12 protein-coding genes and 2 riboswitches are annotated in these 14595 nt (G+C 29.6%); of the genes, 7 read left to right on the forward strand and 5 right to left on the reverse strand.

Features of this window, described 5'->3' with window-relative positions:
• Positions 1-56 precede the first annotated feature (56 nt).
• The 3 genes from CLCHR_RS21720 (at position 57) to CLCHR_RS21730 (ending at position 2272) form a co-directional block, all read left to right on the forward strand.
• A complete protein-coding gene (locus tag CLCHR_RS21720; protein WP_079442001.1) occupies positions 57-380 on the forward strand; it encodes an ArsR/SmtB family transcription factor in 324 nt (107 codons plus the stop codon).
• A gap of 16 nt (positions 381-396) precedes the next feature.
• Positions 397-810 carry an arsenate reductase/protein-tyrosine-phosphatase family protein gene (locus tag CLCHR_RS21725; RefSeq protein ID WP_079442002.1) on the forward strand — a complete coding sequence of 138 codons (414 nt, stop codon included), beginning with the start codon at positions 397-399 and terminating at the stop codon, positions 808-810.
• Between the two features lie 223 nt (positions 811-1033).
• The gene (locus CLCHR_RS21730; protein ID WP_079442003.1) at positions 1034-2272 is read left to right on the forward strand and encodes an EAL domain-containing protein; all 1239 of its coding nucleotides are present in this window, start codon (positions 1034-1036) and stop codon (positions 2270-2272) included.
• Between the two features lie 232 nt (positions 2273-2504).
• Here the strand turns inward: CLCHR_RS21730 and CLCHR_RS21735 are convergent, their stop codons facing one another.
• Positions 2505-3083 carry a 5' nucleotidase, NT5C type gene (locus CLCHR_RS21735; RefSeq protein WP_079442004.1) on the reverse strand — a complete coding sequence of 193 codons (579 nt, stop codon included), beginning with the start codon at positions 3081-3083 and terminating at the stop codon, positions 2505-2507.
• Positions 3084-3512: 429 nt separating this feature from the next.
• On the opposite strand from CLCHR_RS21735, the gene CLCHR_RS21740 reads away from it, so the two are divergent.
• Entirely contained in the window at positions 3513-4433 is a 921-nt protein-coding gene (locus CLCHR_RS21740) for a phosphate ABC transporter substrate-binding protein (protein ID WP_079442012.1), read from the forward strand.
• A gap of 74 nt (positions 4434-4507) precedes the next feature.
• Here CLCHR_RS21740 and ablB read toward each other — a convergent pair whose 3' ends face one another.
• On the reverse strand, positions 4508-5365 hold the full coding sequence (gene ablB / locus CLCHR_RS21745) for a putative beta-lysine N-acetyltransferase (protein ID WP_079442005.1): 858 nt from the start codon (positions 5363-5365) through the stop codon (positions 4508-4510).
• A gap of 294 nt (positions 5366-5659) precedes the next feature.
• Positions 5660-5791, reverse strand: a riboswitch (cyclic di-AMP (ydaO/yuaA leader).
• A 319-nt stretch (positions 5792-6110) separates the two neighbouring features.
• Positions 6111-6282, forward strand: a riboswitch (M-box (ykoK) riboswitch).
• Positions 6283-6518: 236 nt separating this feature from the next.
• On the opposite strand from ablB, the gene CLCHR_RS21750 reads away from it, so the two are divergent.
• Together CLCHR_RS21750 and CLCHR_RS21755 are read left to right on the forward strand one after the other, a co-directional pair.
• On the forward strand, positions 6519-7775 hold the full coding sequence (locus CLCHR_RS21750; RefSeq protein ID WP_079442006.1) for a magnesium transporter: 1257 nt from the start codon (positions 6519-6521) through the stop codon (positions 7773-7775).
• Entirely contained in the window at positions 7772-9013 is a 1242-nt protein-coding gene (locus tag CLCHR_RS21755; protein WP_079442007.1) for an Nramp family divalent metal transporter, read from the forward strand. The genes CLCHR_RS21750 and CLCHR_RS21755 overlap by 4 nt, the downstream gene beginning before the upstream one ends.
• A 273-nt stretch (positions 9014-9286) precedes the next feature.
• Here the strand turns inward: CLCHR_RS21755 and CLCHR_RS21760 are convergent, their stop codons facing one another.
• Genes CLCHR_RS21760 through CLCHR_RS21770 form a run of 3 tightly spaced genes read right to left on the reverse strand, consistent with a single transcriptional unit; the run spans position 9287 to position 12043 of the window.
• Positions 9287-10096, reverse strand: a complete 810-nt coding sequence (locus CLCHR_RS21760) for a GDSL-type esterase/lipase family protein (RefSeq protein ID WP_079442008.1) — start codon at positions 10094-10096, stop codon at positions 9287-9289.
• Between the two features lie 14 nt (positions 10097-10110).
• On the reverse strand, positions 10111-11115 hold the full coding sequence (locus CLCHR_RS21765; protein WP_079442009.1) for an ABC transporter permease: 1005 nt from the start codon (positions 11113-11115) through the stop codon (positions 10111-10113).
• Positions 11116-11128: 13 nt separating this feature from the next.
• A complete protein-coding gene (locus CLCHR_RS21770) occupies positions 11129-12043 on the reverse strand; it encodes an ABC transporter ATP-binding protein (RefSeq protein WP_079442010.1) in 915 nt (304 codons plus the stop codon).
• Between the two features lie 599 nt (positions 12044-12642).
• Here CLCHR_RS21770 and CLCHR_RS21775 point away from each other — a divergent pair.
• Positions 12643-14382: a methyl-accepting chemotaxis protein gene (locus CLCHR_RS21775; protein ID WP_079442011.1), complete on the forward strand. Its 1740-nt coding sequence runs from the start codon at positions 12643-12645 to the stop codon at positions 14380-14382.
• Positions 14383-14595 lie beyond the last annotated feature (213 nt).

Genomic DNA, 14595 nt, shown 5'->3' on the forward strand with positions numbered 1-14595 from the left:
GATATATAGATAATGTTCTATATTATATATATAAATATCTATATAGGAGGATGTGAATGAGAATGAACTATGAAGAAAATGCAAAAATTTTTAAAGCAGTATCTGACCAAAGCAGGCTAAAAATAATTGATATACTGTCCTGTGGTGAAAGGTGTGCATGTGATATCTTAGAATACTTTGATTTTACCCAGCCAACTCTTTCGCATCATATGAGGGTATTAAGTAACTGTGGTCTTATAGAAGTTAGAAAAGAAGGACTTTGGAACTATTACCGATTAAATATTAATAATTGCAATAAGCTTACACTGTTTATGATGAACCTTGTGACAGAAACAAAAGATTGTATTTGTAATGATAAGAGTAAATGTACTTGTAAATAAAAGAATAAAAAACTAAATGAAAACAAAAGTAGCATTTATTTGTGTACACAATTCATGCAGATCACAAATGGCAGAGGCCCTAGGAAAGCTTTATGGAAATAGCGTTTTTGAAAGTTATTCAGCAGGAACAGAAACAAAACATCAAATAAACCAAGATGCAGCAAGAATTACAAAAGAGTTATACAATACTGATATAAATCAAGCTAAAAAATCAAAGCTTTTATCAGATATCCCAGAGGTTGATATAGTTATAAAGATGGGATGCAACGTTGTTTGTCCAATTTTACCTGGGAAACATATAGAAGACTGGGGATTAGATGGTCCAACAGGTAAAAGTGATGATGAATTTATAAAAACGGCTAAAACAATAGAAGAAAAGGTAAAAGAACTAGATAGAAGAATTGAGAATAATGAAATTAAATTGGACTAGTAAATTAAAACATATGGGGGATTTTTAAATTGGGTAATAAATATATTTAGAAGAATAAATCAAATATAAATCACTAGCATAAGAGAGATTTGTATTAATTCAGATACAACATACTATTTTTACATAAATTTAACTTAAATGATAAAATAACTTAATACGTTCATGTTATATTTTAATTGTCTTAAAACGATTAATTTTAAACACATAAGAGGAGATTATTAATATGTTAAATTTACTGGAGATTACTCCAAGTTATGACGATAAAAAGGAATTAGAAAGTATTCTGGATAATAAAAATATTACTACAGTCTATCAATCTATCGTTTCACTTGTGGATGGTACAGTTATAGGTTATGAAGCTTTGAGTAGAGGGCCGGTAGGTTCACATCTACAAAAACCTGATGAATTATTCAAAGTGGCTCAAATTTATAATAAAACATGGGAATTGGAGCAGTTGTGCAGAATAAAGGCTATTGAAAGAGCTGATAATCTTGAGAAGAATAAGTATCTTTTTATAAATGTAGATCCACATATTTTTAAGGATGAGAAATTTAAAAAAGGATTTACAAAAGATTTTCTTGCAGAACATAATATGTCACCTAAAAGTATAATATTTGAAATTACAGAAAAGACATGTATTGAAGATTATACAAGTTTTAGGCAAGCTCTTAGTAATTATGTAGATCAGGGATATAAAATAGCAATTGATGATACTGGTTCGGGATATTCAGGATTAAAAATGCTTAATGAAACAAAACCTCATTTTGTAAAAATAGATATGGATTTAATTAGAGATATAAATGAGGATTTATTTAAACAATCGCTAGTGGAATGTTTTGTTAAACTTTCAGAAGCAACAAATATGAAGCTTATAGCTGAAGGTATAGAAACTGAAGAGGAACTTAAAACATTAATAAAGTTAGGAGTATATGCGGGGCAAGGTTTCTTTATTAGTCGTCCGGCGGGAACATTTTTAGATATATCAAATTCTGTAAAAGATTTAATTCGAAAATGTAGAAACTTAAAAAAAAGCATAAATCAAAATTACAAGTCAAATTGTATAGGTGAAATTGTAAGGCAGGATAAGTCATTTGAGTATACAAGCAATTGTGAAGAAATTAAAGAATATTTTAATTCTAATGATATTACAGGAGCATGTATCGTAAATAATGATATTCCAGTGGGACTTATTATGGAGCATAATCTAGATTCTGCCATTAATACACAAGATGGCGGAGCTAACTTTGCGAAAAGCCCTATTTCATTTGTAATGGATAGTAATCCTTTAATAGTAGATTATTATACAGCAATTAATGAAGTTGCACGAAGAGCTATGTCTAGAAAAAATAATAATATTTATGACCATATTATTATTACTTATAATAATATGTATTTGGGAATTATTCCTGTAAGCTCGTTGCTTAGTTATATAAATATTCAGGTGTGTAATCAAGCGATATAACCTAATCTCACTTATTATATTAATCGATTATAAAAACATTTAACTATAATAATAAAAACCAAATGGATTTACACATCCATTTGGTTTTTCTTGTTACAAAATTTGTAACAAGACTGATGTTTTCATTGAATATTTAATGGAAGGCAAGGATATTAGAAAATTAAATAGAAGAGCAGAATAATCATGTGAAAAGTGAATGGGAGGATTTGATAAGAAGTGATTTGAAATTTTTTTAAACTGCTTTAGTTTGTGAGGAAAGTTCATTTATTATTAAGAATATTTCTTTCCAATTGTTAACTCTAACTATATTATTGTTTAGCGGTTTTCTATTATAATTTGTATCAATAAGAAGAACTTTGTATCCTGAATTTGATAATTGAATCGCATTGTCATAACTGTCCTCGATAAAAATATTGCAATTTAATTCTTTTGCTTTATCAACTTTATAATGGCTGCCTAAAACAAATAAGTTATCATAAGGTATTTCATTTTTCCTTAAAAATAAATGGGTTAATGTTTCTAGTTCTAGATCTCTTGCTGTGACAAAATGTATATTATGCATTTGGTACAGTACAGTTATTATAAGTTTAGCATCATCTCTAAGTTTTTGCTCCGAGTGAATTTTAAATTTATTTTTATTATAGAAATCCTCGTATTCATGCCTTTCTATACCCATTACTTGGTGTATTTCATACTCTGTTACTTGATCTTCAGTGATATTTTTGTTAAAGTACTCATTTGCATAATCAAGCCAGTCATAAGCATTAGTTATTGTTCCATCGATATCAATACAGATATTTAAATTGTTCATTTTATTTTCATGCCTCCTTTATTTGTTTTAAATAACTTCAGTATAAGATTATTATTTGTAATTACAGTATATTAGTAAAATGATAAGAAGATATTAAGCTCATGTTAAGGTTATGTTAGTGCCATATATAAACCTAATAAAGTTATATATTAAGATAATATCTTTTATGTTTTTGTAGAAATGTTTAATTATTGCATTCTAATATGGATTTCATTTTCTATTTTCAGTACACTTGACGTACCGGCATAACTTAAAAATGATAGAGATATTCAACATTTATATGGATACAAATGTTAAACTTTTTTAACTAATATGTAATATAAATTAACATTTTTATAATAATAGGTTAACTAAAAAGAGATACCATAATATATGAATTATGAAACACAAAATAATGAAACAGAATATAATTTACTTATGGAGGTAGAAATGAAAAAAAGAACATTAAAATTAATGGTAGGTGCTATAGTTTTAGCAATGGTAGGAAGTGTGATGGTAGGATGCGGAAATGCATCAGGGGGAGCACCAGCAAATGACAGTAAAACAGAAGGAACTAAAACAGAAGCGACTGTAAAAGGTTCAATAACTATGAGCGGTTCGTCAGCATTACTACCGTTAATGGAGAAGACAATCGAAACATTTAATAAAAAATATCCTGATGCAGAGATAGGAGCTCAAGCGGGAGGTTCTGGTACAGGTCTTACTCAAGTATTAGATGGAACAGTAAATATAGGAAATTCTGATGTATTTGCAGAAGAAAAATTAGACGCAGCAAAAGCAAAAGAATTAGTTGATCACAAAGTCGTAGCACAAGGGTTTGGGATTGTAGTAAGCAAATCATTAGGAATAGATAATTTGACTTCAGCACAAATTAAAGATATATTCTCTGGTAAAGTTACAAATTGGAAAGAAGTTGGAGGTCCAGATAAGGCAATCCTATTAATTCATAGAACAGCTGGTTCAGGAACAAGAGCAACTTTCGAAAAGACAGTACTTGGTGGAGATAAATCAGCAGAAAATGAAGCTTTAGGTGTAACTCAAGATTCAAATGGTGCAGTGTTAAGTGCAATGAAAGAAAATGATGGAGCAGTTAGTTATTTAGGTCTTGCATACATGAATACAAAAGAAGCACAAGATGCTTTAAAAGTAGCAAATCTTGATGGAGTGGCAGCAGATAAAGCACATATAACAGATGGTTCTTATAAATTCTGGTCTTGGGGACATATGTATACTAAGGGTGAATCAAAAGATTTATCTAAAGCGTTTATTGATTTCGTTATGAGTAATGAAAATAAAGAAAATTTAGAAACATTAGGCTTTATTTCAGGAAGTGAAATGAAGGTAAAATAATACAATACCCAACAGAAAAACTTATATTTTCTGTTGGGTATAATTTTATATAGAATAGTTAATATTGTAAATATTTAGTTATATATATTTTTTACCCAAAGATTCATATCTTCAAATGCTCCACATATATTACAATTGTTCACTAATCTGCCTGCAAAGTTGTAATTATGTTTGCTTAATGCAAAATTAATACTTGGATTTATTGACCTTGACAAACTGTATAAAGTAAGGAAACCTTTAATTTTAAGGTCATATTCTAATGAATGAATAATATTTGATAAGATCCCTTTGCATCTAAAAGTCGGGTAAGTGGCACAATTTGTTATTTCTGCATTTAAGTTTTTCTCATCCATATCTGCTGAAGCCACACTAACTATTTTTCCATCATGAACTGCAACTTTATACAAAACTTTTTCGTTCATAGTTTGTGTTAAATATTCTTCATCATAAATAGGAGATGGATACGTTAAAAATACAGTAGAAAGTAAGTCCACCATTTCTTTAATATCATTTTTTGTTGCATTCCTTATAAGATATTCCATACTATTATTGCGATGTATATAAGTATTTTTCATACTTAAACACTCTTTAACTAATGAATCTTTCTTTGGAAAATTACTACAAACTTTTCTGGTACAACTAATGAAATAAGACATACAAAATGCATCATTGCCTTTAAAATAGCCATCGATTTTACCCTCCAAATTAAATCCAGCATTAATAAAAGTTTCAAAGCTTTCAATACTACAATTGCAAATAATTTTACTTAAATGCTGCTTTGAAGCAAAGTGGATTATTCTTTTTAGGTTTTGAATTGATATACCATTAAAATCAACTATTTTTACACGTTTACTAGGTAAATCTACTAATATTTTAGTGCGGTCTATTTTGGCGTAGTAAGAATTATTTAATACACATTTACCTGCTCTCATTAGATTGTCCTCTCCTTTTCATTTCAATGTAACTCTTTTAGTTAATAAAATTTGATAATATAAAGTTATGTAGAACTTTATATTACAAACTAACTTGTTACACAGCCCCTAATTTTAGTAAATGACTCTTATAAGTAAATTAAATATCGTAGCAATTTTTGGAAATTAAGTTTTTAATTAATTTATACAGTTGAATAGCTGAGATAAAAATAATAAGCTGCAGAGAAGTCTCTACAGCTTAAAAAAGCAATAATATTTATATGCATACTAAACAAATGTATAGTAAAGTATACACAAACTTCTCTTCAACGCTTACGAGATTAGCTGACGGATTCGGGTTGAAGAAAATTAACCCTACTTATCTTAATAATAAGATTCACCCCTGAATTTGGTTCTCCCGCTCTATTGATTAAGCGCTATCAATATTCTTTTATCTTTAAAATTAACCTTTATATATAACCATATCATTTTTAAATATGGGAGTCAACTAAGATTTTGCTTAATTATATTCGATTTAGGTCGTATAATTCTCCATTAATAGAGTAAATATGACAAATTCTCGGCTTTTCAAAAAATAGATTTCGAAGAAAAGAATTAGATTTAATTATAAAAATATATACCTCATCTATGATAGTAAAATATTGAAATAGTATACCTGAATAAGAAAAGAATAGTAGAAAATAAAATCTTTATCATAATTGCTATTGACGTACTGTTATACATGGTAGTAAAATAAGAACGAAAATAATATCTTTGTTAGGTGAGGCTCCTATATAGATACATGCTGCTGCCCGGAAACGTCGAGAGACGCCAATGGGTCAACAGGTATTACCGGATTAAGGTTCTACTTAATGTAGCCGAAAGCCATTTGGTTTTCTATGCTATATAGTGCTAAAACTCAACGAGTGAAGGCGAACATCACAAATGCGCATTTTTTTAGCTGCGTATTTGTGTGTACTATTGTGGTTTTGATTATTATAACCTTCACTTTTTGTGAGGGTTTTTTTATTGCTTAATTATTTAAAGGAGGTGAAACCAATGGATGACCCTGATACCGATAGTCATAATAAGTATTTTTATATAAATTCAAGTAATACTAGTTTTAGGGCATTAGTTGGTTACTCTTTTGCCCTAAATTAAAGGGGTGAATCATATGGAAAAAATAACAAATTTCTTTTTTAGTAAAATTCTGCATAAAGAAATCCATAATATTTCAGGACAAGTGATTGGTAAATTAAATGATCTTATTCTTGATTTTAGTCAAGAAAAACCTACTGCAGCATATTTACAAATTAGAAATTGGAGAAAATCTTTCTATATATCAACTGAAGCACTTGATATATTCAAAGATGAAAATGAAAAATATTATATTAAAATTAGTAGCAATAATCTTGTCACAAGGCTACCTAATGAAGAAGATATTTTTTTAGTAAGAGACTTTTTAGATAAGCAGATAGTTGATATAAATGGTAAAAAAGTTGAACGTGTTAATGATGTAAGACTTGGATATATAAATTCTAAGTGGAAACTTGTAGCAGTTGATATAGGAACTCGGGGATTGCTCAGACGTCTTGGTATAGAGTATCCTTTTATCGTATTAACAGAAACCTTTAAATATAGATTGAGGAATAAACTTATTATCTGGGATGACGTACAAACTTTGTCTACTGGAGTTAACAATTTACAGCTTCAAATGCCTGCAAATAAAATAGAAACATTACATGCAGCGGAGATAGCAGATATAATAGAGGATCTTGATAGTAAAAGCAGGGATATATTATTCCAAAGCTTAAATAATCAAAAGGCTGCTGAAGTTTTAGAAGAAATAGAAACTGATGTCCAATTAAATTTATTGAAATCTATGTCTGATGAAAAGGCATCAGATATATTTGAAGCCATGCCATCTGATGAAATAGCCGATATTTTAGAAGAAATGGATGAAGATAGAGTTGAAAAGCTATTAACACATATGGATGAAGAAAGCCAAGATGAAATTAGGGAACTTATGGAGTATGATGAAGAAACGGTGGGAAGCATTATGTCAAAAGATTTTTTAACCTTCCTGCCTGATGCTACTGTGAGTGATGTTATATTATGGATTCAAGCAAACTCTCCTAGTGAGGAAGAAAGTTATTATATATACATTACGAATGATAAAAATAATCTTATTGGAGTTATCTCTCTATTTTCACTAATAACATCGGATAGAAACACTAAACTTTATAATATCATGGCCACTAGACCTCAAAGCTTAAAAGATACAGATGAAATAGATGATGCAATTAGTATAATGCATAAATATAATCTCGTTTGTATTCCAGTTAGTGATGAAGATAATAATCTAGTTGGTGTAGTATCGTTGAATGACAGTATTCATGAATATTCACAATTGAGGAGGGTTGTATTATGAAAAAGGCATTATCAAGCAGATATAAAAAGTTGCTTTTTATTATGACTATCATAGGTCCTGGACTAATTACAGTAAATGCGGGGAATGATGCTGGTGGAATTACAACTTATGCCTCAGTAGGTGCGTCATATGGATATAAAATGCTGTGGGGGCTGCTTTTAATTACATTTAGCCTTGCGGTAATACAGGAAATGAATGCAAGAATGGCAGTTGTAACAGGGAAAGGTTTATCTGATTTAATTAGAGAGAAATTTGGAGTTAAGCTTACCTTTTTTGCAATGACTATCCTATTAATTGCCAATATGGGGGTTGTTTTCGGTGACTTTGCAGGTATTGCAGCAAGTTTAGAGTTATTTAATGTAAGTAAATATATTTCAATACCTGTTGTTTCAATAATGATTTGGTTTCTAGTAACTAAAGGTTCCTATAAGAAAGTAGAGAATATCTTCTTATTATTTACATTTGTTTTTTTTACTTATATTATATCTGCCATTTTAACTAAACCAGATTGGGGACACGTAATGCAATCAATGGTAACGCCTACTATTGAATTAAATACAGGTTTTCTTCTTACATTCATAGGAATGATTGGTACAACAATTACTCCTTACATGCAATTTTACCTCCAATCATCTATAGTAGATAAAAAAATAAGTATATCCGATTATAAATATGAAAAGCTTGATGTTTATTTAGGGGCTTTTTGGGGAAATGCAGTAGCATTTTTTATAATTGTATGTACAGCCGTAACACTTTATAAAGCTGGAATAACAATAACCAGCGCAGAAGAAGCGGCAATTTCCCTAAAACCATTAGCTGGAGAAGCTGCATTTATACTTTTTGGAGCAGGATTATTTGGCGCTTCAGTTCTTGCTACTGCAGTTATTCCACTTTCTACATCTTATGCTATATGTGAAGCTTTTGGTTGGGAAAGTGGTGTGGATAATGACTATAAAGACGCTCCAGCTTTCTTTGGAATATATACAGGTATAATTATACTAGGAGCGTTGTTCATACTTATCCCTGGTGTATCTCTAATAAAGATTATACTTGTATCACAGCAAATTGCTGGTTTGTTATCTCCTATAATATTAACATTTATGATAATTTTGATTAATGATAAGCGCATAATGGGCAAATATGTTAATAATAAAACTCAAAACATTGTCTCTTGGGCTACTGTTATTTTTATTATAACTCTATCAATAATTTTAGTTGTGTCACCATTATTTTCGTGATTTATAGGTATCCAATAACTAACCGAAAGAGAAGGTACTCTGTTTCTCGGTTGCTGAAAAAATACCTACAGCTATTTTTTCGATGCAACACTACGAAAAAGAGTACCTTCTCTTTCTGGCATTGAAAATATTTTAAAACATAAATCACATTCATAGTGTATTATTTATATTGTAAATAAACAAATCATAGCCTCCATATATATTTGAGCTATAACCCAACTGGAACAAAAGTATGCTACTCATTTCGGTAATTATACACAATATAATCACTTGTTATTTATAGTTCTTCAAGGCTTCACTTATTCTATTGGAAATTGCTTCATATCCAGTACTATTTGGATGAAAGTTATCTGCTGCTAAATAATCTCCTGAATTATACTTGAAGAGATCGTAAGTTGGAATAAATAGTGCATTTGAATCAAGTGATATAAGCTCTTGGCTTTGGAAATTCCACTCATTTAAAATGGTTACTTTATCAGGTGTCAAATCTTTTCCAAATGGGTTATATAACCCTATAAATACTACCATAGATGATGAATTATTAGTTCTAATTATCTTAAATATTGATTTTAAGTTGTTTAAGTACGTATTTTCAATATCCTTTATTTTCGTAGTGGAAGATGTTATATCCATATTTTTAAGTTTACTTATTTCATTACCACCAATTGATATGAAAATAATATCTGAACCTTTAATATAAGAGAGGGTTTGTGGCTCCTTAATTACTTTTAAAAGCCCACTAGATACATCTCCGTTTATTGCAAGGTTATTTATCTTGATTTCCTTTGTAGTTTTAGTTTTCCAGAAGTATTCAAAGTAACCTGGAAAACCAAGTCCTTTTTCATCTCCAGTTCCTTTTGCAAGAGAATCTCCAAGAACTAATATATTATAATTATTTTTATCTAAATCTCTACTCGCAGGTTCCTGAGTCTCAGTTTTAGTATTTGCATCAGATTCGGTATTTGAGATTTCTTTAGGAGGTGCAGAACTTATTGATAATGCAGATGCAAAACCTATAATTAATGTAATTGTAGAAATTATAGATATAAATAAAATTAATATCCACTTTAAATTTTTAAACATTCTTTTACCTCCTTTTAAACTAATACATCTTGTTTGGTAAATACAACAAAACTTACAATGAGAGCTCCTATTCCCCAAGTTAGAAGTACCGAAGTGCTGAAAGTTAAGGACATTCCACTTATAGGGGTATATGAGCCTGTAAGATACTGTGGTAAGTTAAGATTAATAACAAAGAAATATTTTATTATAGGCCAATCTGCTAAAAATAATTGAAGAAATCCACCGCCAACTAATGTAGCCATCATTATTCCTATAGATGTAGCTGTATTTCTCACTAAAACAGAAACCATAAATGAAATTGTTCCAACAATAACAGAGACAAACCATCCCAGGGAGTATACAAGAATTAAATATTGTAACTGGGTTACTTTGATTACATTTGAAACATCTAAAGTACCGGAACTGGAATTAAATCCTGTAGCTATAGGCTCATAAAAACCCCAATTGTTAAAGAAAAAACCTGAAACTAAAAGGGAGAGCAGCGCCATTTCTAATATGACCATAGAAAACAAAATTAAAAGCGCTAAGTATTTGCTAAGTAATATCTTCCATCTTGGAACAGCTCTAGTTAATAAAACTTTTATGGTTTTTGCAGAAAATTCACCACATACACTATCACCAGCTAGTATAATTATCAGCAAAGGAAGTAAAACAAAAACGGATTGTTCCATTAACTTTACAGCGAATTTTGCAGCACTCGGGGTGATAGGATTTATATTATTATCTAGATAATATTGATTTTGTTGAATCTTAATATTGATTGAAGCTTTACTTGCCTCAGGGGTATCAGGTCTATTAAGTCTGTTTTTTAAATCCTGTATCTGCTGCTTTTGCAAAGCCTGCCATTCAATATTTCCACTATCCTCAGTTGTTTTTACGTATTTATCCATAGTGTTTTTATATTGATAGTTTTGCCCATAAGCAAACAATGAAACTAAAATTAGCATAATAACAGTGATTAGTATCATTTTTCTTCTAGATAGAATTTTATTTACTTCATTTTTTATTAATACAAGCAAGATTTTCACCTCCTTAACTGATGACAGAATTACCCTCTGTAAGGTTTAAAAATAAATCTTCTAAAGTTTTTTGATTAGCATTTACAAATTTGATCCTTAAACCTTCTTTAATAAAAGAAGAGTTGATCTCTTCAAGTTTTGAAATCTCAACTTTTGCTTCAATTCTATCATCCTTTATAATGCCATCTATATTCCAGTTATTTTTAAGTATCTCAAGCCCTTTTTGGTTATCACTTAAAATAAAGAAAACTTCTTGATTGCTTATAAGTTCTGAAACTGTAGAATACCTAATTAGAGTACCAGTTTTTATTATTGCAACTGTATCACACATTAATTCAACTTCTGATATTAAGTGACTAGAGACAAGTACAGCTATGTTCTCTTTTTTAGCCAGGTCTTTAATGATATGCCTGAATTCATTTATACCTGAAGGGTCCAGTCCGTTTGTCGGTTCATCTAATATAAGAAGCTTTGGTTTATGAATAAGAGCCTGTGCAAGACCAAGTCTTTGTTTCATACCTAAAGAATAAGTAGATACCTTATCATTTATTCTATTTTGCATACCAACGAGCTCTATTGCTTTTGTAATATCCTCGTTTGTAACATTTTTATTCATAGAGGCAAGCATCTTTAGATTTTCTAAACCACTTAAATAATTGTACATATCCGGACCTTCTATAATACAGCCAACCTTAGACATAGCTTTAACGTAATCTTTTGTAATAGAATGACCATCAATTAAAATTTTTCCGCTTGTAGGAGAGGAGAGTCCAACAATCATTCTTAATGTGGTTGACTTTCCAGCACCATTTGGCCCTAAAAAGCCCAAAACTTCACCTTCATTAATTGAAAAGCTTATACCTTTAACAATTTCTTTTTTCTTTATAGATTTATGAACATTATCTAACAACAAAATTTGATTTGCCATAATACACCTTCTTCTTGTTTTTAAATTTATCTGATGCCTAGCCACTGTAGTTATTACCCTAGACGACGGACCTATTGAGGGTACATTGTGACCCTTGTGGTTATAAGTTCAACTAAGATTCAGTTGTGGATAAAATCCCACCTGAATCTTAGTTGAACATGATATTAGAATTATAACACTTACTTAGAAAAATATAGCAGGTACTGTATAAATTTATTTTATAAACACTAACTATATAGAATTTATATTTTGTAGAAACTTATAGAAACAGGTTCTTAGCTTGTCACATTGTTGACATATTTGTCGCGTGATATATAATATAAAGAAGTCTAGGTCTTTTCCATAATAAATATAGTATGGCCAATGTTTGGAATAATTTATTATGTCTAGTAAGTCTTTTTTATTTTGTCTAACTAACAAGATTATATTTATCCACTTACTAGAAAAATTTGATTTAGTAAACATCCAAGAATAAATAGAAGGAAATAGGATTTGCGACTTGATAAAAAGGTAGCAGCAAGGATAATAAAAGAGTCAGATTCGGTATAGAAGCGTAGTAAGAATTTGTATTAAAAAATTTATCAAGGAGAGTGGAAGAAATGAAAGGCAATAGAGGAATAGGTTCTAAGTTATATATGTTAATTGCTTTTGTCACAATATTTATACTGGCAATTAGTAGTTTTTCATGGATTAACTTTAAGAAATTTAATTTAAAGCAGGAAGAGAATTTGAATACAATAGCTGAATATATAAATATAGTCGATGAGGCAAGGCAAGCTCAAGTGGATTTCAAAAAGCAGGTTCAAGAATGGAAAGATACATTGCTAAGAGGTAATGATCCAGAATCTTTTAAAAAATATCATTCTCAGTTTTCACAGGAATATGAAAAGGTTCAGGGACAATTATTAAAACTTAAAGCAGATATGAACAAGCATGGAATGGATACAGCTTTAGTGGACTCAGTATTAAGCAGTCATAAAGATATGTATGGTAAATATAATAAAGCAATTGAAAGCTATGATTCTAATAATATAGAAAGTTATCATATAGTGGATGGATTAGTCAAAGGAATAGATAGAAAAACAACTGACGACATGGATTCGCTAGTTAAACAAATACAAGATAGTGCAAGTACAGAATCTGCAAATGTAATAAAACAATCGAATATTGATGCAGAAAATTTTCAAAAGAATTTAATTTTAGGTGTAGCAATTGGAATAATATTAGTAGTTTTATTTACTATAATTATTATACGCACTTATAAAGGCATTACAAAATTTATTGATCAATTTAAAAACTTGTTGGAGCGAGCAGAAAATGGAGATTTAACTATTAAAGGTGAAATATATAAAAGAGATGAATTAGGTGAGCTTACTGAAAGGTTCAATAAGTTTATTGATGCTATTAGAGAGTTAATTAGTGAAGCTAAAATTACCAGTGAAACCGTAGCTTTTTCATCAAATGAAATAAATAAAAATTCAGATGAGATTAGTAAAACAGCGGAGGAAGTTGCTGCAAGCATTTCTAGCATAGCAGAAAACTCATCAAAGCAAGTAGAACTAGCAGAGAAGAGTAGTAATTCAGTTAGAGATGTTGTAAGTGGTTTAGGCAGCATTACAGAAAATACTGTTTATATAAATGAGCTTGCAAGTAAAGCAATGGAAACTGTAAATAATGGAATTATAAATCTTAAGAAACAAAGTGATAGGATGACTAATACCCAAAATACATCAAAAGTTGTAACTAATATAATTGGTGATTTATCTACAAAGTCTATTGAGATTGGAAAGGTTATTGAATTCATAAATGGGATTACTGAACAGATAAACCTATTAGCTTTAAATGCATCAATCGAGGCGGCAAGAGCAGGGGAAGCTGGTAGAGGCTTTACTGTAGTAGCTAATGAAGTTAAAAACTTAGCAGAGCTGTCTAAAAATTCTACAGAAAAAATTAATGGTTTAATATTATCAGTACAAGACGATATTAAAAAGGCTGTAGTTGAAGTAAATAATACAAATACATCAATAGATGATCAGGTAAATTCACTTAAACTAACAGATGAGTCCTTTGATCTTATACAAAATTCAGTTTCAGAAGTAACTAATAAGATAAAAGCTGTTTCCATTGAAACAGAAATGATTAATGAAAATGCAATATCAGTAGAAAAATCTATAAAGAATATTGTTAATATAATAGAACAAAATGCATCAGCTACTGAGGAAGTTTCTTCTTCGACGGAAGAATATACAGCGTGTATTCAAGAAGTAGCATCTTCAATTAATGATTTGTCAGAGTATACTAGTAATCTGCAGAAAGCAATTAATAAATTTAATGTATAGATAAAAGATAATAAGACTTAGATTTCCAGTATAATCAATCGAAAAGATAAAATCTATTTCAATAAAAATAGAAAAGTGGGCAATAAGAGAGTGTAAAATAGTCTGTGTAAACTTCATTAGGATGATATAATAAATTATCAAATGAAGGGAGCACAGGCTATGTCTTTATCTAGAGATGAATTAGTAAAATTAATTTTGAATAACTCTGATATA

Source organism: Clostridium chromiireducens (genome assembly GCF_002029255.1).
Classification (GTDB): Bacteria; Bacillota; Clostridia; order Clostridiales; family Clostridiaceae; genus Clostridium; species Clostridium chromiireducens.